The organism is Actinokineospora bangkokensis, from assembly GCF_001940455.1.
GTDB lineage: Bacteria > Actinomycetota > Actinomycetes > Mycobacteriales > Pseudonocardiaceae > Actinokineospora > Actinokineospora bangkokensis.
In genome coordinates, this window is record NZ_MKQR01000026.1 from 806,430 (window position 1) to 829,694 (window position 23,265).

Annotated in this window: 21 protein-coding genes; 14 read left to right on the forward strand and 7 right to left on the reverse strand. The window is 73.1% G+C overall.

Going from position 1 to position 23,265, the window contains the following annotated elements:
* Nucleotides 1–7 precede the first annotated feature (7 nt).
* Nucleotides 8–667 (forward strand): response regulator, encoded by a 660-nt coding sequence (locus BJP25_RS26530; protein ID WP_075977863.1) that lies wholly within the window; start codon nucleotides 8–10, stop codon nucleotides 665–667.
* 10 nt (nucleotides 668–677) lie between these two features.
* Here BJP25_RS26530 and BJP25_RS26535 read toward each other — a convergent pair whose 3' ends face one another.
* The gene (locus BJP25_RS26535) at nucleotides 678–1,580 is read right to left on the reverse strand and encodes an SDR family oxidoreductase (protein WP_198943615.1); all 903 of its coding nucleotides are present in this window, start codon (nucleotides 1,578–1,580) and stop codon (nucleotides 678–680) included.
* Between the two features lie 19 nt (nucleotides 1,581–1,599).
* Nucleotides 1,600–2,166, reverse strand: a complete 567-nt coding sequence (locus BJP25_RS26540; RefSeq protein WP_075977675.1) for a TetR/AcrR family transcriptional regulator — start codon at nucleotides 2,164–2,166, stop codon at nucleotides 1,600–1,602.
* A 214-nt stretch (nucleotides 2,167–2,380) separates the two neighbouring features.
* Between BJP25_RS26540 and BJP25_RS26545 the strand changes: the two genes are divergently transcribed.
* From BJP25_RS26545 to BJP25_RS26580, 8 genes are all read left to right on the forward strand, one after another.
* Nucleotides 2,381–3,334: an ABC transporter ATP-binding protein gene (locus BJP25_RS26545; protein WP_075977676.1), complete on the forward strand. Its 954-nt coding sequence runs from the start codon at nucleotides 2,381–2,383 to the stop codon at nucleotides 3,332–3,334.
* The gene (locus BJP25_RS26550; protein WP_075977677.1) at nucleotides 3,331–4,095 is read left to right on the forward strand and encodes a hypothetical protein; all 765 of its coding nucleotides are present in this window, start codon (nucleotides 3,331–3,333) and stop codon (nucleotides 4,093–4,095) included. Before BJP25_RS26545 ends, BJP25_RS26550 begins: the two co-directional genes overlap by 4 nt.
* Nucleotides 4,095–4,823 carry a hypothetical protein gene (locus BJP25_RS26555; RefSeq protein WP_075977678.1) on the forward strand — a complete coding sequence of 243 codons (729 nt, stop codon included), beginning with the start codon at nucleotides 4,095–4,097 and terminating at the stop codon, nucleotides 4,821–4,823. The genes BJP25_RS26550 and BJP25_RS26555 overlap by 1 nt, the downstream gene beginning before the upstream one ends.
* Nucleotides 4,824–5,132: 309 nt before the next feature.
* The gene (locus tag BJP25_RS26560) at nucleotides 5,133–5,711 is read left to right on the forward strand and encodes a hypothetical protein (protein WP_233158259.1); all 579 of its coding nucleotides are present in this window, start codon (nucleotides 5,133–5,135) and stop codon (nucleotides 5,709–5,711) included.
* Between the two features lie 27 nt (nucleotides 5,712–5,738).
* A complete protein-coding gene (trmB, locus tag BJP25_RS26565) occupies nucleotides 5,739–6,428 on the forward strand; it encodes a tRNA (guanosine(46)-N7)-methyltransferase TrmB (protein WP_408607208.1) in 690 nt (229 codons plus the stop codon).
* A gap of 133 nt (nucleotides 6,429–6,561) precedes the next feature.
* Nucleotides 6,562–7,584, forward strand: coding sequence for a nitric oxide synthase oxygenase (locus BJP25_RS26570; RefSeq protein WP_075977679.1), 1,023 nt, complete (start codon nucleotides 6,562–6,564; stop codon nucleotides 7,582–7,584).
* A gap of 18 nt (nucleotides 7,585–7,602) precedes the next feature.
* On the forward strand, nucleotides 7,603–8,913 hold the full coding sequence (locus BJP25_RS26575) for an amidohydrolase family protein (protein ID WP_075977680.1): 1,311 nt from the start codon (nucleotides 7,603–7,605) through the stop codon (nucleotides 8,911–8,913).
* 117 nt (nucleotides 8,914–9,030) lie between these two features.
* The gene (locus BJP25_RS26580; RefSeq protein WP_075977681.1) at nucleotides 9,031–9,711 is read left to right on the forward strand and encodes an SDR family oxidoreductase; all 681 of its coding nucleotides are present in this window, start codon (nucleotides 9,031–9,033) and stop codon (nucleotides 9,709–9,711) included.
* Nucleotides 9,712–9,767: 56 nt separating this feature from the next.
* Here BJP25_RS26580 and BJP25_RS26585 read toward each other — a convergent pair whose 3' ends face one another.
* The 3 genes from BJP25_RS26585 to BJP25_RS26595 form a co-directional block, all read right to left on the reverse strand.
* Nucleotides 9,768–11,840 carry a PhoX family protein gene (locus tag BJP25_RS26585; protein ID WP_075977682.1) on the reverse strand — a complete coding sequence of 691 codons (2,073 nt, stop codon included), beginning with the start codon at nucleotides 11,838–11,840 and terminating at the stop codon, nucleotides 9,768–9,770.
* 155 nt (nucleotides 11,841–11,995) lie between these two features.
* Nucleotides 11,996–13,087: an inositol-3-phosphate synthase gene (locus BJP25_RS26590; RefSeq protein WP_075977683.1), complete on the reverse strand. Its 1,092-nt coding sequence runs from the start codon at nucleotides 13,085–13,087 to the stop codon at nucleotides 11,996–11,998.
* 80 nt (nucleotides 13,088–13,167) lie between these two features.
* The gene (locus BJP25_RS26595; protein ID WP_075977684.1) at nucleotides 13,168–13,704 is read right to left on the reverse strand and encodes a PadR family transcriptional regulator; all 537 of its coding nucleotides are present in this window, start codon (nucleotides 13,702–13,704) and stop codon (nucleotides 13,168–13,170) included.
* A 272-nt stretch (nucleotides 13,705–13,976) separates the two neighbouring features.
* Here BJP25_RS26595 and BJP25_RS26600 point away from each other — a divergent pair, with 272 nt between their 5' ends.
* From BJP25_RS26600 to rarD, 5 genes are all read left to right on the forward strand, one after another.
* Complete coding sequence (locus BJP25_RS26600; RefSeq protein WP_075977685.1) at nucleotides 13,977–14,375, forward strand: DUF5318 domain-containing protein; 399 nt, start codon at nucleotides 13,977–13,979, stop codon at nucleotides 14,373–14,375.
* 659 nt (nucleotides 14,376–15,034) lie between these two features.
* Nucleotides 15,035–15,370 (forward strand): hypothetical protein, encoded by a 336-nt coding sequence (locus BJP25_RS34405; protein ID WP_158075725.1) that lies wholly within the window; start codon nucleotides 15,035–15,037, stop codon nucleotides 15,368–15,370.
* Between the two features lie 92 nt (nucleotides 15,371–15,462).
* A complete protein-coding gene (locus BJP25_RS26605) occupies nucleotides 15,463–17,763 on the forward strand; it encodes a transglycosylase domain-containing protein (protein ID WP_084794532.1) in 2,301 nt (766 codons plus the stop codon).
* Nucleotides 17,764–18,555: 792 nt separating this feature from the next.
* A complete protein-coding gene (locus BJP25_RS26610; RefSeq protein ID WP_075977686.1) occupies nucleotides 18,556–20,103 on the forward strand; it encodes a glycosyltransferase family 87 protein in 1,548 nt (515 codons plus the stop codon).
* Nucleotides 20,104–20,174: 71 nt separating this feature from the next.
* Nucleotides 20,175–21,092, forward strand: coding sequence for an EamA family transporter RarD (gene rarD, locus BJP25_RS26615; RefSeq protein ID WP_075977867.1), 918 nt, complete (start codon nucleotides 20,175–20,177; stop codon nucleotides 21,090–21,092).
* Here rarD and BJP25_RS26620 read toward each other — a convergent pair.
* Both BJP25_RS26620 and BJP25_RS26625 read right to left on the reverse strand, forming a co-directional pair.
* Entirely contained in the window at nucleotides 21,016–22,482 is a 1,467-nt protein-coding gene (locus tag BJP25_RS26620; protein ID WP_408607209.1) for a glycosyltransferase family 87 protein, read from the reverse strand. The genes rarD and BJP25_RS26620 overlap by 77 nt on opposite strands.
* Nucleotides 22,479–23,249 carry a deoxyribonuclease IV gene (locus BJP25_RS26625; protein WP_075977687.1) on the reverse strand — a complete coding sequence of 257 codons (771 nt, stop codon included), beginning with the start codon at nucleotides 23,247–23,249 and terminating at the stop codon, nucleotides 22,479–22,481. Before BJP25_RS26625 ends, BJP25_RS26620 begins: the two co-directional genes overlap by 4 nt.
* Nucleotides 23,250–23,265: the final 16 nt, after the last annotated feature.

Sequence of the window (23,265 nt, forward strand, 5' to 3'; positions counted from 1 at the left end):
GACCGGGGTGATCAGGGTTGTGCTGGTGGACGACCAGGAGCTGATGCGCGTCGGCTTCCGCATGGTGCTCGGCGCGCAGGAGGACATGGAGGTCGTCGGCGAGGCGGGTGACGGCCGGGCCGCGGTCGACCTGGCCGCGCGGCTGCGCCCGGACGTGGTGCTCATGGACGTGCGGATGCCGGTGCTCGACGGGGTGGAGGCCACCCGGGCGATCACCGCGGCGGGCACGGCGAAGGTGCTGGTGATGACCACCTTCGACCTCGACGAGTACGCGCTGTCGGCGCTGCGCTGCGGGGCCAGCGGCTTCCTGCTCAAGGACACCCCGCCCGCGCACCTGGTGGACGCGCTGCGCTCGGTGGCCAGCGGCGACGCCGTGGTCTCGCCCAGCGTCACCCGCAGGCTGCTGGACCGCTTCCTCGGCGGGCCGGGGGCGGGGGAGCTGCGCGACGCCGCGGTGCTCGACGCGCTGACCGAGCGGGAGCGGGAGGTGCTGGTGCTCATCGCCCAGGGCCTGTCGAACTCCGAGATCGCCGGGAAGCTGTTCCTGTCCGAGGCCACGGTGAAGACCCACGTCGGCCGGGTGCTGTCCAAGCTGGACCTGCGCGACCGGGTGCAGGCGGTGGTGCTGGCCTACGAGACGGGGCTGGTGCGCCCCGGCGACCTCTGAGCCCGCGCGGTCAGCGGTAGGCCGACGCGTCGACCGTCGTCGGGTCCACCCCGGGGACGACGACGTCGTCGTACCAGCGGCCCCAGTCCGGCCGGGAGCCGTCGAGGTCGGTGAAGCCGTACTCGCGCATCAGGGTCCAGCTGGCCATGGTCTTGCCCGCGAACCTCGACACCGCCGGGTCCGCGGCGAGCGCCACGACCCCGCGGCCGAGGTAGCCCGGGGACTCGGCCATCACGTAGTGGGGGTCCTTGAGCGCGCCGTCGCGCCAGTTCTCCTCGGTGACGCCGAAGTGCTCCAGCATCATCTCCGAGCGCAGGAAGCCCGGGGTGACCGCGAGCCCGGTGGCGCCGTGCTCGGCCAGGTCGCGGCCCAGCACCCGGCCGATGGCCCGGACCCCGGACTTGGCCAGGTGGTAGGGCAGGCCGACGCCGTACTCGTAGGTGTCGGTGTCGCCGTCGGTGACCTCCACGACCAGGCCCCGCGCCGCGACCACCAGCGGGAGCAGCCGGTGCAGGGCGATCAGGTGGGTGTCGAGCGCGTTGTGCACCAGCAGCAGCGCCCGGTCCAGGTCGGACTCCCAGAACGGCTTGTCGAACTCGGCCAGCTGGTCGCCGCCCCACACGTCGTCGACGAGCACGTCGACCCGGCCGTGGTCGGCGGCGACGCGGTCGCGCAGGGCGTCCACGTCGGACACCTCGGTGAAGTCGCAGCGCACGGCGATGCCGGTGCCGCCCGCGGCGTCGACCAGCTCCGCGGTCTCCTCGATGGTCTCCGCGCGGTCCATCGGCGACCGGCCCGCGCGCGTGCTGCGCCCGGTGACGTACACCGCCGCCCCCGCCGCGCCAAGCTCCACGGCGATCGCGCGGCCGCACCCCCTGGTCGCGCCGGTCACGACGGCGACCTTGCCCCGCAGGTCCACGTGCACTCCCCCTTCAGCGGTGCCAGCCCGCCAGCACCGCGTCGACGTCCTCGGACAGCCGGTCGACCAGGGTGCCGACCGGCCGCAGCGACCAGTCCAGCGACACCCCGTTGACCAGCGACAGCAGCACCCTGGCCGCCACCCGCGGGGGTGGGGCGCCGGGCAGCGCGGCGGCCTCGACCGCCGCGCGCAGCTCCTCCTCGACCGCGGCGAAGTGCGCGGCCAGCAGCTCCGACAGCTCGGGCGTGCTCAGGTCGACGCCGAGCTGGCGCAGGTGGTTGGCGGCCGACGCGGCGTCGCCGAGGTCGGCGTGGCTGCCCACCAGGGCGGCGCGCACGCCCGCGACCGGGTCCACACCGGACCGCGCGGCGCGCATCGCCGCGACGACCTCGGCGGTGGTGTGCTCGGTGAGCGCGCGCAGCAGGCCCAGCTTGGAGCCGAAGCGGCCCGCCACCGTCCCCACCGCGACCCCGGCCTCGTCCGCGACCTGGGCGAGGGTGAAGCCCGGCCCGCCGCGCGCGATCACCGCGGTCGCCGCGGTGAGCAGGCGCTCGTCGGTGATCGTGCGGGGGCGGGCCACGAGAGTTATTGAACCACGGTTCAGTAACCCTGTCGCGCCCGGATCAGGGTCGTCTCGGGGTCATCACCGATCGACCGGGGTACGCCGGGGGCGAGAGGCTACGCCCGGGAGCTGATCCGGGGGCGCGACCACAGGACGACGCGATCGCGGTGCGGGGTCGGACAGGCTCGACCCAGTCAACCGGGGGACGCAGGACCGACACAGGGGAGACGGCATGATCGAGGCACAGGGCCTCACCAAGCGGTACGGGAAGACGTTGGCGGTGGACGACCTGTCGTTCTCGGTCAAGGCGGGCCGGGTGACCGGGTTCCTCGGGCCCAACGGCGCGGGCAAGTCCACCACCATGCGGATGGTGCTGGGCCTGGACACCCCCACCTCGGGGACGGTCCGCATCGACGGCAAGCGCTACCGGGACCTCAAGGACCCGCTGCGCACCGTCGGCGCCCTGCTCGACGCCAAGTGGGTGCACCCCAACCGCTCCGCCCGCGCGCACCTGGCGTGGATGGCCAGGTCGAACCGCATCCCGGCCGCGCGGGTGGACGAGGTGCTCGACGTCGTCGGCCTCACCGCGGTCGCGGGCAAGAACGCGGGCGGGTTCTCGCTGGGCATGTCGCAGCGGCTGGGGATCGCCGCCGCGCTGCTGGGCGACCCGCAGGTGCTGCTGTTCGACGAGCCGGTCAACGGCCTGGACCCGGAGGGCATCCTGTGGATCCGCCGGTTCATGCACCGGCTGGCCGAGGAGGGGCGGACGGTCTTCGTCTCCAGCCACCTGCTCTCGGAGATGGCGCTCACCGCGCAGGAGCTGGTGGTGATCGGCCGGGGCAAGCTGATCGCGCAGACCAGCACCGAGGACTTCGTCGCGCAGGCCACCGAGAACACCGTGCGGGTGCGCAGCCCCCAGCTCGACGAGCTGCGCTCGGCCCTGGGGCGGACCGGGGTCCACCTCAAGGATGACGGCGGCGCGCTGGTGGTGTCCGGGATGGACGCCGCCGAGATCGGTGAGCTGGCGGCGCGCACCGGCGCCGTGCTGCACGAGCTCAGCCCCCAGCGCGGGTCGCTGGAGGAGGCGTTCATGCAGCTGACCGGCGACTCGGTGGAGTACCACACCGACGTCGCCGCCGAGGCCGCCCAGCTGCTGGCCACCGGACCGCAGGGCGTGACCAGGTGACGCTGCTGGCCGTCGAGCGGATGAAGCTGGTCAGCACCCGCTCGCCGTGGTGGTGCGCCGCGCTGGCGCTGCTGCTGACCACCGGGTTCGCCGCGCTGATGGCGGCGACCGCGGTCCCCGAGGTGCCGCTGACGGTGGCCTCGACCCAGTTCGGCTACCGGTTCGGCATGACGGTGGTCATGGTCATGGCCGCGCTCGCGGTCACCACCGAGTACCGCTTCGGCACCATCCGGGCCAGCTTCCTGGGCTCGCCGGGGCGCACCGGCACCCTGGTCGCCAAGGCCGCGGTCGTCGCGGTGGTCGCCCTCGTGCTGGGCGAGCTGGCCGGGTTCGGCTCGTGGGGGATCGCGAAGCTGGTCGACCCTGGCGCCGACCTGGCGCTCCAGACGGCCTACGAGTGGCGCGCGGTCGCGGGCGTCGGCCTGGTCTACGCCGCGGCGGCGGTGCTGGCGGTGGGCGTGGGGGCCATCGTGCGGCACACCGCGGGCGCGGTGTCGGTGCTGCTCATCTGGAGCTTCCTCGTCGAGGGGCTGGTCCAGCTGGTGCCGCGCGTCGGCGACGACGTCTTCCGCTGGCTGCCGTTCAACGTCGCGGACAAGTTCATCACCGGCGACCCGGACCCGTCGGCGCGCGACGTGGTGTACGGGCCGCCGCCCGCCGACGCCGTCCTGGGCCCGTGGCCCGCACTCGCCTACTTCGCGGGCATCGCCGCGGTCGTGCTGGCCGCCGCGGTGGTCGCGGTCAACCGGAGGGACGCCTGATGACGCTGCTCGCCACCGAGCGGATGAAGCTGATGAGCACCCGCTCGCCCTGGTTCAGCACGGTGCTGGCGGTCGGCCTGGTCGCGGGCTTCGCCGGGCTGCTCGCGCTGACCACCACCGACAAGTCCACCCTCGACCTGGGGCTGCTGCTCGCGGGCGGCCAGTTCGGGCAGATGGTGATCCTGGTGATGGCCGCGCTCGCGGTCACCACCGAGTACCGGTTCGGCACCATCCGCACCACGTTCCAGGCGGTGCCGCGGCGCACCTCGGCGCTGCTGGCCAAGACCGGGGTCGTCGCGCTGCTGGCCCTGGTCATCGGTGAGGTCGCCGGGTTCGGCGCCTGGGCCGTCGGCAAGCTGTTCGCCGGGTCCGCCGCGCCGATCGCGCTGGCGGGCGAGGCGGCCTGGCGCCAGGTCGCCGGGGTCGGGCCGCTGTTCGCCGTCGCCGCGGTGGTCGCGGTCGCGGTGGGCATCCTGGTGCGCCAGTCCGCGGGCGCCATCTCGGTCGTGCTGATCTGGTCGCTGCTGGTGGAGACCCTGGTCGCGCTCATCCCGCGGGTGGGCCGCGACATCCAGCAGTGGATGCCGTTCCAGGTCGGTTCGCGGTTCCTGGGCGAGGGCGCGCCGGGCGCGCCGCTGGGCCCGTGGGCCTCGCTGGGCTACTTCGCGGCCGTCGCCGCGGTGCTGCTGGCGGTCGCGCTGGTGGTGGCGGACAAGCGCGACGCGTGAAATCGCGGGACCGGTCGCCGCGATTTCGGGGACGGCACCGGTCCTGTTCGGGGAAAAGGGCGGGCGTCGGGCACCTTCGGGGGGTGCCCGACGCCCGCCGCCCATTTCCGGAGTGGACGGACGACTTGACCGATCTCGTTCGGGCGAGGCCCTTTTCCCCTGGCGCCCGCCGCCGGGGCGCGGGGGTCGGCTGATCGGATTAAGACCACGTTAAGACGCTGTGAGGCGGCCCACAGCTTGCGGATTTCGCCTACTTTCCACGGTCAGATGGTTCCTGGAACCCCGTCTCGGAGCCCGTGGAGGTGAACCTTGACGGTCGTCGATCCCGCCACCGCTGAGAACCTGCCCGAGCAGCGCGGAGCGCAGCGCCGCCTGCACGTCGAACCGCTGGTCGACCTGGAGTGGACCGCCGCGCTCGAGCAGCCGGGCAGCGCCTCGGCCGCCGTGCCCGCCGACGCCCGCCGGGCCTGGGTGCACCGGGCGCCGGAGGCGCAGGTCATCGCCCTCTACCGGGCCGCGGTCGCGGCCTCCCCGAACATCGCCCCGCCCGCGCCGTGGTGGGTGCGCGCGGTGGCCGAGGGCGGGCTGTCCTCGCGGCGGGAGGGCTTCGCCGTGGAGGACCGGGTGGCCAAGCTGCTCGACGCGCGCCCCGGCTGGGTGTTCGTGCCCTGGGGGGTCGACGGCGACACCGGGTACTGGGAGTACATGCCCTCCGAGCGCAGGCTCGCCGAACCGGGCATGCCCACCACCCTCAACCACACCCACCGCCACCCGGGCTGGCTGGACGTGGTGGCCGTGCACGCGGGCACCGCCCCCGCGCCGATCGCCGTCGGCGGGCTGGTGGACCTGCGCAAGAACCTCGCCCGGCTGGAGTCGCTGGCACCCTGAGCCGGGCAGCGTGACACCCTGTCCGGCGTGATCGAGCAGCAGCACAGGCGCGGTGTGGTCAGCTTCGTCAACCGGGGCGGCCGGTTGACCGTGGGCCAGGAGCGGGTGTGGGCGCGCCGCTGGGCCGAGCTGGGCCGGGAGGTCGCCGACCTGCCCGAGGGGCCGCTGGACGCGACCGCCTGGTTCGGCCGCGAGGCGCCGGTGCTGCTGGAGATCGGGTCGGGGATGGGCGAGACGACCGCGCAGCTGGCCGCGGCCGCCCCCGAGCTGAACTACCTGGCCGTCGAGGTCTACCAGCCGGGCCTGGCGCAGCTGATGCTGCGCGCCGAGGCGATGGAGCTGGCGAACCTGCGGCTGCTGCGCGGCGACGCCGTGGTGCTGCTGCGCGAGCACATCGCCCCGGGCTCGCTGCACGGCGCGCGGGTGTACTTCCCGGACCCGTGGCCGAAGAAGAAGCACCACAAGCGGCGGCTCATCCAGCCCGCGTTCGTGGCGCTGGTGGCGTCCCGGCTCGCGCCCGGGGGCGTGCTGCACTGCGCGACCGACATCGAGGACTACGCCGAGCAGATGCTGGCGGCGCTGTCCGGTGAGCCGCTGCTGCGCAACCTGCACGACGGGTGGGCGCCGCGGCCGCCGTGGCGGCCCCGGACGAAGTTCGAGGCCCGCGCCGACGCCGAGGGCCGGATCAGCCGCGACCTGCTGTTCGAGCGGGTCTGAGGTGACCTCGGGGTGACGTTCGGTGAACACCTGATCACCGAACGCGGATTAATCACTCGGCGTAGTTGATCTGCGGTTAAGTCCACCCGTTAGAGCACTCCAGTCCCCACACGTTCGGGCCGATAGTGGCTACGTGACCGCTCTGCGCGACGACACCGCATCGCTCCCGGGGGAAGGCCGTGCCTCGCTGTTCCCGGTGGCGGAGCGGTTCCTGCGCCGGTTCCACGAGGCCAGGCCCAAGGCCGGGGACCTGGGCACCCGGCTGGCCAAGGTCCGCGCGGAGATCGCGGCCACCGGCACCTACCGGCACACCCCCGCCGAGCTGGCCTACGGCGCCCGGGTCGCGCTGCGCGCCAGCGGCTGGTGCCCGGACGGCGTGCCCTGGCGCGGGCTGCTCGTGCGCGACCTGCGCGGGGTGCGCGACGCCGCGGACGTGGCCGCCGAGTGCGCCAGGCACCTGCGGATGGCCACCGGCGGCGGCACCGTGCGCCCGCTGGTCAGCGTGTTCGCCCCGGACACCCCGTGGCGGCCCGGGCCGCGCATCCGCAACGACCAGCTGGTCCGCTACGCCGGGTACGCCGACGGCGGCACCGTCACCGGCGACCGGCGGCTGGTCGAGTTCACCACCCGCGTCGCCCGCCTGGGCTGGTACGGGCCCGCCGAGCGCGGCCGGTTCGACCTGCTGCCGCTGGTGGTCGAGACCGGGCACGAGGGCGTCACCGCGCACCCGGTGCCGCGCGCGGCGGTGCTGGAGGTGCCCATCGCCCACCCCGAGCACGCCTGGTTCGCCGGGATGGCGCTGCGCTGGCACGCCGTCCCGGTGATCAGCAACCTGCGCCTGCACATCGGCGGCATCGACTACCCCGCCGCCCCCTTCAACGGCGTCTACCTGGCCCGCTCCATCGGCGAGGAGGCCTTCGCCGCCGACCGCGCCTACGGCCTGGCCCCGGTGGTGGCCCAGCGGCTGGGCCTGGACACCTCCAGCGACCGCACGCTGTGGCGGGAGCGGGTCGCGCACGAGTTCACCCGGGCCGTGGTGCACTCGTTCGACCGGGCCGGGGTCACCGTCCAGCACAGCCCCGAGGCCTACCTGCCCGCCGTGGAGCCCACCGGCGGGCCCGCGTTCCTGCGCCAGGCGCAGGCGCGGGTGCGCTGAGTGGCATCATCTGCGCGCATGAGTCTGCGTCTGACCGCCCCCGTCGTCCTGCCCTGCGACCCCACCTGCTCCGTCCTGCGGGACGCCGTCGTCGACGTGGACGACTCCGGCCGGATCACCCACGTCGGACCGCGCGCGGGTGCCCCCGAGCACACCGGCCCGGTCCGCGAGCTCACCGGCATCCTGCTGCCCGGCCTGGTCAACGCGCACGCGCACAGCCCGATGACGGTGCTGCGCGGGATGGGCGGCGACCTGCCGCTGGTGCGCTGGCTCCAGGAGATCATCTGGCCCGCCGAGGCCACCATGGTGCCCCGCGACGTCTACGACGGCATGGTGCTCGGCTCGGTGGAGATGCTCCGCGCGGGCGTCACCACCAGCGCGGAGATGTACTTCCACGCCGAGGAGGTCGCCCGCGCGGTGCTCGACACCGGCGCCCGCGTGGTCATCGCCCCCGCGGTGATGGACGTCCCCGGCTTCGACTGGCGCGCGCAGCTGGCCGGGATCAACGCCTGGATCGACGCCGACGGCGTGCTCTCCGGCCCCGGCGACCGCGTCGAGCTCGGCTACGGCCCGCACTCCGGCTACACCCTCACCCCGGAGGCGCTGGGCGAGGTCGCCGCCGAGTCCCGGGCGCGCGGGGCGCTGCTGCAGGTGCACGTGGCCGAGTCGCTGCCCGAGGACGTGGCCCAGCGCGAGTCGCACGGGTCGGTGCCGCTGCTGCTGCGCAAGGCGGGCGTGTTCGGCGGCCGGGTGCTCACCGCGCACTCGGTGCACCTGTCGGACGAGGACATCGCCGTGTACCAGGAGGCCGACGCCAGCATCGCCCACTGCCCCGGCTCCAACATGAAGCTGGCGTCCGGGGTGTTCCGGATGCGCGAGGTGCGCGAGGCGGGCCTGCGGCTGGGCCTGGGCACCGACGGCCCGGCCTCCAACGACGACCTGGACCTGTGGGAGGACCTGCGCCTGGCGGGCATGCTCGCCAGGGTCTCCACCCTCGACTCCACCGTGGTCAAGGCCGACGACCTGCTGCTGATGGCCACCCGCGGCGGCGCCGACGCCCTGCACCGCACCGACATCGGCGCCCTCGAACCCGGCCGCTGGGGCGACGTGGTCCACATCGCCGCCGACGACCCCGCCTTCGCCGCGGGCCTCGACGTCCCCGACGCCCAGGTCCTGTCCACCCTGGTCTGGGCAGCGGGCTCCCGCCGCGTCACCGACGTCTGGGTCGCCGGCGCCCAGGTCGTCGAGGCCGGCGAACCCACCCGCGTCGACCGCCACCGCGCCCAGGCCGCCGCGGGCGCGGTCACCGCCCGCCTCCTCGCCCGCTGAGCACCGGCTCGCGCTCGACGGCCGGGGACCCCCGCCGTCGAGCGCGAGCCGCCGCCCTCGCCCGGTGGACGGGCACGGGACCGCGCGGCCGAGTGGGTCCTGGGTAGGTTGGCGGGCATGGCACGGCGAACTGGACTGGTCACCGGCGGCAGCCGCGGCATCGGCGCGGCGGTCGCCAGGGCCCTGGGGCAGGACTACTCGCTGCTGGTCGGCGGCCGGGACCCCGACGCGCTCGGGGCCGTGGTCGCCGACCTGCCCGACGCCCGCCCCTGGCCGGTCGACCTCACCAGCACCGCCGCCCTGGCCGAGGCCACCGCGGGCATCCACGAGCTCGACCTGCTGGTCCACTCCGCGGGCGCCGTCCGCATCGGCCCCCTCACCGAGGCCACCGGCGACGCCTGGCGCACCATCCTGGAGGTCAACGTCGTGGCGGTCGCGGAGCTGACCCGCCTGCTGCTGCCCGCCCTGCGCCGCGCCCGAGGCCACGTCGTGCTCGTCAACTCCGGCCAGGGCCGCACGGCCAGCCCCGGCTGGGGCCCCTACGCCGCCAGCAAGTTCGCCCTCCGCGCCTACGCCGACGTCCTGCGCGCCGAGGAACCCACCCTGCGCGTCACCACCGTCTACCCCGGCCGCACCGCCACCGCCATGCAGCAAGCCGTCCGCCACGACGAGGGCGGCGACTACGAACCCGACAAGTACCTCACTCCCGACTCCGTCGCGCACGCCATCCGCGCCGCCGTCCTCGCGGGCCCCGACGCCCACCTCACCGAGGTCGTCGTCCGCCCCCACCAGCCCTGAGCGCACCGGCGCCCGCCTGCTCGGGGGAGCGGGCGGGCGCCGGGGTGCGGGGTGGGTCAGCAGCCGATGTCGCGGCCGGGCTTCCAGACCTGCGCGACGGCGGGGCGGGGCTGGGCGGTGCCGCCGTCGGGCCAGTGGGCGAGGGGGTTGTCGGCGGAGGCGCCGTCGAGCTCGCCGGGGTGCTGGACGGAGACGAGGACGAAGTCGTCCTGGATGACCGGGCCGCAGGTCTCGGCGCCGACGGGGACGGTGAGGAACTGCTTGACCTGGCCGCGGCGGGGGCCCTCGGTGGGGACGGCGAAGAGGCCGTCGTTGGAGCCGAGGGCGTTGCCGTCGGTGGCGATCCACAGGTTGCCGTGCTTGTCGAAGGCGACGTTGTCGGGGCAGCTGATGGGGCTGACCTGGGACTTGTCGTAGCCGCCGAAGTAGGTGTCGGCGGTGGCCGGGTCGCCGCAGACCAGGAGCAGGCGCCAGGTGAAGGTGGTGGCGGTGTGGTCGCCGCGGGCCTCCTCCCACTCCAGGACGTGCCCGTTGCGGTTGCCGACGCGCGGGTTGACCTCGGTCGCGCCCTCCTTGCCCGCCTTGCCGCGGTCGGAGTTGTTGGTCAGGGCGGCGTAGACGCGACCGGTGACCGGGTTGGGCTCGATGTCCTCGGGGCGGTCCATCTTGGTGGCGCCCGCCTTGTCGGCGGCGAGGCGGGTGAAGACGTAGACCTCCTCGGCGGTGAAGCCCTCGACGAAGGAGGTGGAGCCGGAGGCGAGCGGGATCCACTCGCCGGTGCCGTCGAACTGGCCGTCGGCGGGGAGCTTGCCGGTGCCGTCGACCTCCGCGGCCGGGCTGTCGCCGGTGAACCTGGCCACGTAGAGGGTGCCCTCGTGCAGCAGCTTCTTGTTCTCCTCGCGCGCCCGGCGCGACGAGCCCGGCTGGAAGCGGCCGCGGGAGACGAACTTGTAGATGTAGTCGAAGCGCTCGTCGTCGCCCATGTAGCAGACCACGCGGCCGTCGCGGGCGACCTGGATGGTGGCGCCCTCGTGCTTGAACCGGCCCAGGGCGGTGTGCTTGACCGGCTTGGCGTCGGGGTCCTGCGGGTCGATCTCGACGACCCAGCCGAACCGGTTGAACTCGTTGGGGTCCTTGGCCAGGTCGAAGCGCGGGTCCAGGCGCTCCCACTTGCGGGTGGAGGCGCCCGAGGGCAGGCCGTAGCGGCTGGTGCGCGCCTTGACCACCGGGTCGGTGATCTTGTCGCCGTTGGCGAAGTAGCCGTTGAAGTTCTCCTCGCCGGAGAGGATGGTGCCCCACGGGGTGACCCCGCCCGCGCAGTTGCCGAAGGTGCCGAAGACCGTGCGGCCGGTGCTGTCGGCGGCCGACTTCAGCAGCGCCGAGCCCGCCGCCGGGCCGGTGACCTCGAACTCGGTCCGCACGGTGATGCGGCGGTTGTAGCGGCGGTCGACCCTGGGCAGCAGCTTGCCGGTGCGCCGGTCGCGCTCGACCACGACGACGGAGAAGCCGTGCGCGGCCCAGCCGACGCGGATCTGCTCGTCGGTCGGGTTGGCGGCGCTGTAGCCCTTGAACATGAACGACTCGGTCGTGTACTCGTGGTTGGAGCCCATGAGCCAGCGGTCGTGGCCGAAGGGCACCAGGCCGCAGAAGTCGTTGTTGTAGCCGAACTGCTTGGCCTGGCCCGCCGCGGTCTGGTTGTCGAAGTCGAACGCGGGGGCGCCGGGCAGCACCGGGTCGCCCCAGCGGATCACGACGCTCTGCTGGTAGCCCTCCGGGGTGACGATCCGGTCCTCGCGGTTGGGGGCGACGGCGGTGAAGTCCAGGCCCTTGGGCGCCGGGCCGCCGTGACCGGGACCGCCGTGACCGGGCTTGCCCCGGTCGGCGGCCGCGGTGCCCGCCAAGCCCGCCACGCCCGCGCCCGCCACGGCCAGCACCGCGCCCGCGCGCAGCATGCCCCGGCGGTTGACCACCGACCGCACCACGTCGCCGAAGTACCCGTTGTCGGAGGTGTTGGGCGCCTCGTGCGCGCACGCGTTGGCGCAGCGGTAGGCGCAGGTGACCGCCGAGCGGCCCAACGGGTGGTCGGGCGGCAGCAGCGGCAGGTCGATCCGGCCGTCGGTGGTGCTCACGGGGTTCTCCTCGCTCGTGGTGGGAACGCGCAGAACCTAGGAGGGCAAGGCGGGGCGCACCGGACATCGGGGTGAACTGCGGGCGAACTTCCCCGCCCCCGGACGCCGGGAGGGCGGCCCGCCACCGGCGTGCCGCCCTCCCCGGGAACCGCGCGTCAGCGCTCCACGTCGCCGCGGATGAACGCCTCGACGGCCTCGAACGCCGCGTCGTCGGAGTACTGCTCCGGCGGCGACTTCATGAAGTAGCTGGACGCGGACAGGATCGGGCCGCCGATCCCGCGGTCCTTGGCGATCTTGGCAGCGCGCACCGCGTCGATGATGACGCCCGCGGAGTTGGGCGAGTCCCAGACCTCCAGCTTGTACTCCAGGTTCAGCGGGGTGTCGCCGAAGGACTTGCCCTCCAGGCGCACGTAGGCCCACTTGCGGTCGTCGAGCCACGGCACGTGGTCCGACGGGCCGATGTGCACGTCGGCCTTGGCCATCTCGTGCGGGATCTGGGAGGTCACCGACTGCGTCTTGGAGATCTTCTTCGACTGCAGGCGCTTGCGCTCCAGCATGTTCATGAAGTCCATGTTGCCGCCGAAGTTGAGCTGGTAGGTGCGCTGGAGCTCCACCCCGCGGTCCTCGAACAGCTTGGCCATGACCCGGTGGGTGATGGTCGCGCCGACCTGGGACTTGATGTCGTCGCCGACGATCGGCACGCCCGCCTCGGTGAACTTCGCCGCCCACTCGGGGTCGGAGGCGATGAACACCGGCAGCGCGTTGACGAAGGCGACCCTGGCGTCGATGGCGGCCTGGGCGTAGAACCGGTCGGCGTCCTCCGAGCCCACCGGCAGGTACGACACCAGGACGTCGACCTCGGCCTCGCGCAGCGCCGCCACCACGTCGACCGGCTCGTCGTCGGACTCCTCGATCATCTCCCGGTAGTACTCGCCGAGGCCGTCGAAGGTGTGCCCGCGCTGCACGGTGACGCCGGTCGGCGGCACGTCGCAGATCTTGATCGTGTTGTTCTCGCTGGCCACGATGGCCTCGGACAGGTCCCTGCCGACCTTCTTGGCGTCGACGTCGAACGCGGCGACGAACTCCACGTCACCGACGTGGTACTCGCCGAACTGGACGTGCATCAGGCCCGGGACCCGGGAGGACGGGTCCGCGTCGCGGTAGTAGTGCACACCCTGCACCAGCGACGCGGCGCAGTTGCCGACGCCGACGATGGCCACCCGCACCTTCCGGCGGTTCTCGCCCATGCCGGTTCTCCTTCTCGTTTCCAAGCCGCGGCTTCGCACGCGGGACGCGTCACAGGCCCCATCGCCTGCCGGGGGGTTGCTCACTGCGAGCGCTGCTCGCGCTGCTCGTGCGCGATCAGCTCGTTCAACCAGCGGACCTCGCGCTCGCTGGTCTCCAGTCCCAACCGGTGCAGTTCGCGGGTGTAGCGGTCGATCTGCTCGCCCGCCCTGGCCATCGAGCTGCGCAGGCCCTCCCTGCGCTCCTCGACCCGCCGCCGCCTGCCCTCGAGGATGCGCATGCGCACCTCCGCCGGGGTCTTCGAGAAGAAGGCCATGTGGACGTTGAAGCCCTCGTCGTCCCAGCTCTGCGGCCCGGCGTCGCCGAGCAGCTCCGCGAAGCGCTCCTTGCCCTCCGCGGTGAGCTTGTAGACGCGCTTGGCCCGCCTGCCCCACGCCTTCTCGTTACCCGGGCTCTCCTCGACTATGCACCCGGCCTTGAGCAGCCTGCGCAGCGTCGGGTACAGCGAGCCGTAGGAGAACGCGCGCAGCGTGCCGAGCAGGTCGTGCAACCGCTTGCGCAGTTCGTAGCCGTGCATCGGCGCCTCGTGGAGCAGCCCGAGGATCGCGAACTCGAGCACGGGCCCACCCCCCGATCACGGCACCGGTCGATGTACTGGACGACTATATCGTGCCGATACATCACCGCTGTGGACAACTCGTGGCCGTGTGTCCATCGACACGTGAACACCGCAGGTGGGAGCGGGTATACCGCCGGGTTCTGGGTTCCGGGCGCTTCCCCCGGTCAGCGGCCCCTCCGCGGGGGTGCGCATCACGAATGTGACCCACCGTGCATGTCGCCTGGCCCGATCGGCCCATCGCCGTGGTATCGGCCCCCAGTACCCTGTCTTGCGTGCGAACGCAGCGGCAGGTGGTCGACTACGCGTTGCAGCGCCGGTCGCTGCTCGCGGAGGTCCACTCCGGGCGCGTCGGGACCAACGAGGTCTGCGACGCGAACCCGTACCTGCTGCGCGCCGCGAAGTTCCACGGGCAGCCCACCGGGGTGACCTGCCCGGTCTGCCGCCGCGAGCAGCTCACCCACGTGAGCTGGGTCTTCGGCGACGAGCTCAAGCACGCCTCCGGCTCCGCCCGCGCGGCGGAGGAGCTGGAGCGGATGGCGGGGGCGTTCGCGGAGTTCAGCGTCCACGTGGTCGAGGTCTGCCGGACGTGCTCGTGGAACCACCTGGTGCAGTCGTACGTGCTCGGCACGGGCGGCGCGCGCCCCACCCGCAGGCGATCGGCGGCCGAGTGAGACCGGCAGGCACGAGATCGACCAGCACGACCACCGAACGGCGTCCTCGCAGCTCGACGCCGGTCTGGGAGGCCCCGCAGTGAACGACCGCAACACCCCCGGCCGATCCGGTGAGCCGCAGTGGCCAACCGGCGACCCCTCCGGCGCGTCCCCTGGGGAGCGGCCCGGCGCGCCCGGGGCGCGCGGCAGGGACGGTGGACGCAGTGCAGGAGGCCCGTCGGGGCCCGGCTCGAATGGCGACGTGGCGATGAGCAGTGGTGCAGGACGTGGACCGGCCGACCAGGGGCGGGGCCCTGGTGGACCGGGCAGCCCGGGTGGTCAGGGCGCTCGTGGTGACGGCCGGGCCCCCGGTGGCGGCCAGCAGCCCGGGCGCGGCCCGGCGGGCGGCCCCGGCCCGGCGGGCGGCAGGCCCGACCAGGGCCCCCGCGGCGGATCCGGCGAGCGCGACTACGGCCAAGGCCCCCGAGGAGGCTCGGGCGAGCGCGACTACGGCCAGGGCCCGCGCGGCGGGTCCGGCGAGCGCAACTACGGCGGTGCCCCCGCGGGCGGTCCCGGGCGCGGCGCGCCCGGTCGACCCGGCGGCGGCCCGAACGGCTTCCCGCCCGCCGGTGCGCCCGGCGGGCGCGGTGACTCCGGCGAGCGCAACTACGGCCCGCCCAGTGGCGGCCGCGGCCCCGCGGGTCCTGGCGGACCTGGTGGGCCCGGCGGACCTGGTGGGCCCGGCGGACCTGGTGGGCCCGGTCGCCCCGCTGCGGGTGGCGCGGCAGGCGCCGCGGGCGTGGGCGGTCCCGGCTTCAACGGCCCCGGCGGGCCTGGTGGACCTGGTGGTGCGGGTGGCCCCGGTCGGCCCGGCCCTGGTGGGCCTGGTCCGCAGGGTGGCCCCGGCCGTCCCGGTCCCGGCGGGCGCGGTCCGGGTGGTCCCGGCGGGCCGGGTGGTCCCGGTCGCCCGGGTGGCCCCGCGGGTCCCGGTCGCCCCGGTCCCGGTGGCGGGCTGAGCGAGGAGGCGACCCGCGCGCTGAGCGCCGCGGGCGTCACCGGCACCGCGCTGGGCGGGCGCCAGGACAAGGCGGAGGACCCCACGGTCTTCATGTCGAAGTCCAGCCCCACCGAGCGCGCCGAGCCGCAGCTGCTCACCCACCGCGAGTTCGACGACCCCACCCCGGCCGACGACTACGACGACTACGCCGCCGACGACGACTACGACGACGCCGACGACTCGCTGACCCCCGAGGAGGAGAAGCGGATGCGGCGCAAGAAGATCTGGCGCCGCGTGCGGCGCACCCTGTACGTGTGCACGGCGCTGGCCATCGTGGTGCCGGTGCTGGCCTTCTTCATCACCTACCAGATGGTCGAGGTCGACAACCCGCGCGACGTCGCCCTGGCCCAGGACAAGGTGGTGACGCTCCAGTACGCCGACGGCTCGCCGATGGCGCGGCTGGCCGAGTCCGGCGGCAACCGGATCATGCTGGAGTACGCCGACATCCCCAAGGACGTGCTGCACGCGGTGTACGCGGCCGAGGACCAGACCTTCGAGACCAACTCCGGCTTCGACCTGACCGGCATCCTGCGCGCGGTGTTCCTCCAGGTCACCGGCGGTTCCGGCGGTGGGTCGACGATCAGCCAGCAGTACATCAAGAAGGCATCGGGCAACGAGGACCCGACCCTGTCCCGCAAGTGGGTCGAGGTCGTGAAGTCCTACAAGATGAACAAGACGTACAGCAAGGAAGACATTATCACCGCCTACCTGAACACGATCTACTTCGGGCGCGGCGCCTACGGCGTCGCGGCGGCGGCGAAGGCGTACTACGGCGTGGACATCAAGCAGATCACCAAGTCCCAGGCCGCGGTGCTGGCGGGCATGATCCAGACCCCGGCGCGCGGCAAGGACGTGGAGTACCAGCGCGGCCGCTGGGACTACGTGACCAACCGGATGATCTCCAACAACTGGATGACCGCCTCGGACAAGGCCCAGCAGCCCTTCCCGGAGCCGGTGCCCCCCGCCGACTCGCAGCTGGCGGCGCTGCCCGCGCCCCGCCGCGGGTTCGCCGATCTGGTGATGAAGGAGCTGGAGTCCTACGGGATCTCCGAGGACTCGGTCAAGCGCAACGGCTACGTGATCACGCTGACGATCGACCCGAACGCGCAGAACCTGGCCGAGCAGGCGGTGGCGTCGGTGATGGACGGCCAGCCCGCGAACCTGCACCCGGGCCTGGTGGCGGTGGACCCGGCCACGGGCGCGGTGCGCGCCTACTACGGCGGCCCGGACGGAGCGGGCTTCGACTGGGCGGCCGCCCGCCAGGAGCCGGGGTCGTCGTTCAAGCCGTTCGACCTGGTGGGCCTGCTGGAGAAGGGCAAGGGCCTCGGCGAGGTCTACGACACCAAGCCCAAGGCCTTCGGCGCGAACAACAAGATCGTCCGCAACGCCTCCACCCCCAAGTGCGGCTCGTCGTGCACGGTGGCCGAGGCGATGAAGGAGTCCCTGAACGTCGTGTTCTCGGACATGGTCTACAACGACGTCAAGCCCGGCGGCGTGGTGACCGCGGCCCAGCAGGCGGGCATCCAGTCCGACCTGTCGAAGGCCAGCGGCGACATCAACATCGCCATCGGCGGTGGCGCCACCCAGGTGACGACGGTGGACATGGCCTCGGCGTACGCGACGTTCGCGGCGAACGGCACCTACCGCAAGCCGCACCTGGTGCAGAAGGTCACCTACCCCGACGGCGGGGTGGCGTTCGACGCGACCAGCCGCACCGAGCTGGCCGAGAAGGCCGCCTTCGACGCCAACGACGCCGACCGCAACCAGCAGATCGCCCGCAACGTCACCGAGGCCCTGATCCCGATCCCGGCCTACTCCAAGGTCGCCTGCGACGACAAGCGGGTGTGCGCGGGCAAGACCGGCACCCACCAGTACGTCAACCCGCAGGGCGAGGACACCGCCGACAACACCAAGGCCTGGATGGTCGGCTACACCCCCCAGATCTCCACCGCGGTCTCGATGGGCGGCGATTCCCAGAACCCCATCCTCCGCGACGCCTCCGGCGCCAAGATCTACGGCTCCGGCCTCCCGGGCAAGATCTGGAAGACCTTCATGGACTCCTACCTCAAGAACCAGCCCAAGCTCGACTTCGGCCCCTTCAAGCCGATCGGCAAGAACACCCCCAAGCAAGACGACAACGACGAGACCACCCAGAAGCCCACCAACTCCCAACCCAACGACGCCCCCACGACCACCACCACCGCCGAGGCCCCCCCGACCACCACCACCGAGGCAGACGCGGGCGAAACCACCACCACCCGCCCCACCCGCCCCCGCCCCGGCGACGACACCGACCTCCCCCTCCCCGGCGGAGGCGGCGGTGGCCCCGGCAACAACGGCGCCAACGGTTAACCCCCAGCACCCCCAGGAAGCCCCCGAGCCCCAGGCCCGGGGGCTTCTCCCATCACCCCCCTCCACGCCACCCCCGCCCCCTCCCCACTCCCACCCTCCGACGCCGAAGGCGAGCCCACCCATCCCTCAAAGCCGTCGTTAGGCCAATGCACCCCCACCCTCCAACCCATGCGGCCCAGCCCCACCACCCCCCGGCACCCCCATGCCCCATGCCCCGTGGCGAAGCCCATCCCTAAAGCCGTCGTCTGGCCAACCCCACGCCCACCCCGCAAACCATGACGCCCAGCCCCCACAACCCCCCGGCACCCCCGACAACGCTCAACTGAGCAAACAGTCACGGCGCTGCCTACACCCCGGCCTGACCCAGTCCCGGCCGCTCGTAGCTCGGGAGGTGGCGTGTCAAGGGTGGGCAAAGCCCATCGCGAAGCGACGCCCGCAGGGCGCCCTTGACTCGCCACCTCCCGAGTTACACACTCGCGGCCCCCGAGGACAGGCCCCCACTGCGCCAAGAACCCGTCCACACCGCGCCCCAAGAACCCCACATACACCGAGCCAAGATCAACTCCACGCGCCCCCACGCGTCACCATCCGCAGCCCCCACCCACCCAAGGGGCTGTGGTCCCTTGCGGCCATTCTACCCGCTGACCAGCGCAAACAAGCCCCAAACGATCTTGCCTGTGGATAACCCCGCCCGAAAAGCCCGACTCCGAACCACCGGATCGAGTGAAATACGGAGCGGCGCAGCGGCCGTGCCAAACCCGCGTCGCACACCGGCACCCGTAGCATCGCGCCGTGTCCGAGTCACCGGTGAGCGGGGAGCGGGCCGGGGACACGGCGTCCCTGGGGCCGCGGGAGCGGGTCCTGCCGACGATCAGCGAGCCGTTGGCCGCGGCGGCGTCGGCGCCGGTGGGCGGGCCGGTGGGCGAGCACGCGGCGGTGGGCAGGCACTGGTTCTGGACGCCGTTGCGGGTGGCGCTGCTGTTCGGGGTGTTCGCGCTGGCGCTGGCGTGGTTCGGCAAGGCGGCGTGCGTGCAGCAGTTCGACGCGGGGAACGGCAAGCTGGAGCTGGACTGGCGCTCCGGCAGGCCGTACGTGGCGATGTGCTACTCGGACGTGGTGCCGCTGTACTCGGCGGAGCGGTTGGACCGGGGTGGGTTCCCCTACAAGACCTCGTGGGTGGAGAACAAGGGCAAGCCGAACGAGACGGTCCGGTACATGGAGTACCCGGTGCTCACCGGGTTGTTCCAGTGGGCGAACGCCAAGATGGCCCAGGGCTGGGTGCAGCTGGCGGACCAGGGGTGGTTGCCCACGGGGCTGCCGGTGGTCGTCTACTTCGACATCACCGCGTTCTGGTTGGCGCTGGCCTGGTTGATCACGCTCTGGGCCACGTTGCTGACCGCGCGCCGCAGACCGTGGGACGCGGCGTTCATCGCGCTGTCGCCGCTGGTCATGGTGCACGCGTTCACGAACTTCGACACCCTCGCCACGGCCTTCGCCGCGCTGGGGCTGCTGGCCTGGGCGCGCAAGAAGCCGGTGCTGGCGGGGATCATGCTCGGCCTGGGCGGCGCGGCGAAGCTCTACCCGCTGTTCCTGCTGGGGCCGCTGCTCGTGCTGTGCCTGCGCGGCGGGAAGCTGCGCGAGTGGGCGTGGACGACCGGGGCCGCGGCGGTGTCCTGGTTGGCGGTGAACGCCGCCATCTACCTGCCGGAGGACACGCGGGCGGGGTGGTCGCAGTTCTTCACGCTGAACTCGCTGCGCGGTGCGGACCCGGACTCGCTCTACAACGTGCTGGAGAAGTTCACCGGGTGGGAGGGCTTCGACCCCGGCCTGCCGTTCGGGGAGTCGCCGTTCTGGCTCAACACGGTGAGCGCGGTGCTGTTCGTGGTGTGCTGCGCGGGGGTCGCGGTCATCGGGCTGCGCGCGCCGGTGAAGCCCCGGGTGGCGCAGCTGTCGTTCCTGGTGGTGGCGTTCTTCCTGCTCACGAACAAGGTGTGGAGCCCGCAGTACTCGCTGTGGCTGGTGCCGCTGGCGGTGCTCGCGGTGCCGCGCTGGCGGGTGCTGCTGGCCTGGATGGTCGTGGACGCGCTGGTGTGGGCGCCGCGGATGTTCTACTTCATGGGCGACTCGAAGAAGGGCCTGCCGGAGGAGTGGTTCCTCGGCGTCGTGGTGGTGCGCGACCTGGCCGTCCTGGCGCTGTGCGCGCTGGTGATCTATGAGGTCTACCACCCCGCTCGCGACCTGGTCCGGGCCCTCGGGGACGACGACCCCGCAGGTGGGGTGCTGGACGGCGCCCCGGACAGGTTCGTGCTGAAGCCCCGGCGGGAGCCCGTGCCCGCGTAAAGCCGGTGTGACCCGGACGTGTCCTGGTGCGACACTGCCAGCGGTCGGTGGTGGGATGATCGGGAGGCGTGGTGGACACAGGGCGCAAGGGCTTCCTGCTCGGGGTCGCGGCCTACGTGGCCTGGGGCTTCTTCCCGCTCTACTGGCCGCTGCTCGCCCCGGCGGGCCCGGTGGAGATCCTGGCGCACCGCATCGTCTGGTCGCTGGTGGCGGTGGCGGTGCTCGTCGCGGTCACCCGCCGCTGGGCGCAGGTGCGCGCGGTGCTGCGCGACCGCACGCGGCTCGGGTTCATCGCCGTCGGCGCCTTCACCATCGCCCTGAACTGGGGCATGTACATCTACGGGGTCAACTCCGGGCAGGTCGTGGAGACCTCGCTGGGCTACTTCATCAACCCGCTGGTGACGATCCTGCTCGGCGTGCTGGTGATGGGGGAGCGGCTGCGGCCGGGGCAGTGGGTGGGCCTGGGCGTGGCGCTGGCCGCCGTGGTGGAGCTGACCTGGGACTACGGGCGGCTGCCGTGGATCGCGCTGACCCTGGCGTTCTCCTTCGGCACCTACGGGCTGATGAAGAAGAAGGCGGGCGTGGGCTCCGCGGAGGGGCTGGCGCTGGAGACCGCGGTGCTGGCGCCGGTCGCGCTGGTCTTCCTGGTGGTGGTGCACGCCTCCGGCGGCGGGACGTTCGGGCACGCGGGCTGGGTGAACGCGCTGCTGCTCGCGGGCACCGGGGTGGTGACGGCGGTGCCGCTGCTGCTGTTCGGCGCGGCCGCGGTGCGGGTGCCGATGTCGACCATGGGCATGCTCCAGTACTTCGTGCCGATCATCCAGTTCGCCATCGGCGTGCTGGTGTTCCACGAGGCGATGCCGGGGCCGCGGTGGATCGGGTTCGGGCTGGTGTGGCTGGCGCTGGTGGTGATCACCGCGGAGTCGCTGGCGCACCGGCGCCGGGTGCTGGCGCTGGCGGCGCGGCGGCAGCCGGAACTGGTGGTGTGACCTCCTCGTCCACCGTGGACCGGTGGGTGAGGAAGGCGGTGAACAGCCCCACCAGCAGCGCGGCGCGGCCCCACACCCCGATCATCACCGCCTGCGCGGCGAACCCGTCGTAGACCCCGGCGGGCACGTCGTCGGCGATGTCGGCGAACCACACGAAGATCCCGATGCCCATGGCCAGGTCGGCGGCGAAGTAGGCCGCGATCCACCCCCAGCGCACCCGGACCAGCACGAACATCGGCACCAGCCACAGCGCGTACTGCGGGGAGTGCACCTTGTGCAGCAGCAGGAACCCGCACAGCATCGCCGCGGACACCGGCACCCACGGGTAGGTGCCCTCGCGGCGGTAGCGGACCCAGCCGATGGTGGCGGCGACGGCGAACGAGGCGAACACCGCCACCGGCGAGGCGATGTTGACCAGGTGGTTCACCGCGTCGTTCTGCGGCTCGGAGTCCGGGCGCAGCGCCCAGTACCAGATCGAGTTCGAGGTGATGTCGGCCTTGCGCTGGCCCTGGAAGGTGAACGAGGCCAGCCAGCCGTCGAAGCCCGCCAGCGCGAACGGGGCGTTGACCGCCACCGCGGTGCCCATGGCCACCAGCGCGGTCGTGACCATGCCCGCGACGTCGCGCCGACGGCCCGCGGGCAGCTCGGCGCCGCCCCGGCCGCCGGTGAGCACGTAGAGCATCAGCGGCAGCACGAAGATCGCCGGGTACAGCTTGAACGCGAACCCCAGGCCGAGCAGCACCGCGGCGGCGTGCGCGCGGTGCCGCAGCGGGCGGTCCACCCCGCGGCGCCCCCAGCCGCGGTGCACCACGTAGACGGCGGCGGTCGCGCACAGCACGACCGGCAGCTCCCAGTTGTGGAACGCGTAGAGCACCAGCGGTGGCGACAGCGCCCAGACCAGCGCCCGCCAGCGCGAGAGCCTGCCCAGCAACCAGGCGGTGACCAGCCCGAACGGCGCCATGATCAGCGCGGAGGCGAGCAGGAAGCCCGCGTCGGTGTGCACGGCCAGCGCGCCGAGCCAGATCACCAGCCCGGTGAGCACCGGGTACTCGACGGTGCCGCCGCGCAGCTCGCCGTCGGCGGTGATGCCGCCGTCGACGTACGGGAAGACGTGCCGGTCGACGTCGCGGCCGACCCACAGGTACTGGATGTCGGAGTAGCAGGCCTCCCGGTACTTGCGCTCGGCGAAGTCCGGGGTGCTGCGGCCCCACTGGTCGAAGGTGGTGCCGGTGCACCGGTCCTTGTTGGCGAAGCCCAGCGCCAGCGCCACCCCGCAGAGCAGCACCAGCACCGCCAGCGCCCCCCGGCCCAGCCGCGCGGCGCGCCCGGGGGCGACCGCGGGCCCGGCGACCACCTCGGCGGTGGCGGTGCCGACCGGCCCCCCGCTCACCGGCCGAGGGCCTCACGCAGGAAGGCGATGTCCGCGGCCTGCCCCTCGGCGGGGGTCTCCACCACGGCCGGGGCGCCCGCCGCGGCGAGCACGGCCACCAGCTCGTCGGCGTCGATGGTGCCGGTGGCGATGTTGTCGTGCCGGTCGCGGGCGGAGCCGAACTCGTCGCGGGAGCTGTTGAGGTGCACCAGGTCGATCCGCCCGGTGATCGCCTTGACCCGGTCGACGATGCCGACGAGGTCCTCCCCGGCGGCGAAGGCGTGGCAGGTGTCGAGGCAGAAGCCCGCGCCGAAGCCGCCCACGGCGTCCCAGAGCCGGGCGAGCACGTCGAACCGGCGGGCCATGGCGCCGTCGCCGCCCGCGGTGTTCTCGATGAGGATCGGCACGGCGAAGCCGCCCTCGGCGTCCTGGCGCTCGAAGAACTTGCGCCAGTTGTCGATGCCCACCTGGGGGTCCTCGCCCTTGGTGACGTGGCCGCCGTGCACCACCAGGCCCTGCGCGCCGACCTTGGCCGCGCCCTCGGCGTGCTGGGTGACCAGCTTGCGGGAGGGGATGCGGACGCGGTTGTTCGTGGAGGCGAGGTTGACCACGTACGGCGAGTGCACGAACACGGTCAGCTCACTGGCCAGCAGCTCGTCGGCCATCGGGTGCGGCGCGGGCGCCTTCCACCCCTGCGGGTCGGCCAGGAAGAACTGCACCACCTCGGCACCGCGCTCCTGGGCGGCCGAGAGCGGGTCGTCGTCGCGGACGTGGGCGCCGATGCTCATGGTGCCCGAGGGTAGT

Excerpts from the sequence above, each read along its gene's own strand:
- BJP25_RS26605 (WP_084794532.1), top strand. The coding sequence starts at position 15,463 with ATGTCGAAGTCCAGCCCCACCGAGCGCGCCGAGCCGCAGCTGCTCACC.
- BJP25_RS26555 (WP_075977678.1), top strand. The coding sequence starts at position 4,095 with ATGACGCTGCTCGCCACCGAGCGGATGAAGCTGATGAGCACCCGCTCG.
- BJP25_RS26590 (WP_075977683.1), bottom strand. The coding sequence starts at position 13,087 with ATGGGCGAGAACCGCCGGAAGGTGCGGGTGGCCATCGTCGGCGTCGGC.
- BJP25_RS26575 (WP_075977680.1), top strand. The coding sequence starts at position 7,603 with ATGAGTCTGCGTCTGACCGCCCCCGTCGTCCTGCCCTGCGACCCCACC.
- BJP25_RS26545 (WP_075977676.1), top strand. The coding sequence starts at position 2,381 with ATGATCGAGGCACAGGGCCTCACCAAGCGGTACGGGAAGACGTTGGCG.
- BJP25_RS26625 (WP_075977687.1), bottom strand. The coding sequence starts at position 23,249 with ATGAGCATCGGCGCCCACGTCCGCGACGACGACCCGCTCTCGGCCGCC.
- BJP25_RS26580 (WP_075977681.1), top strand. The coding sequence starts at position 9,031 with ATGGCACGGCGAACTGGACTGGTCACCGGCGGCAGCCGCGGCATCGGC.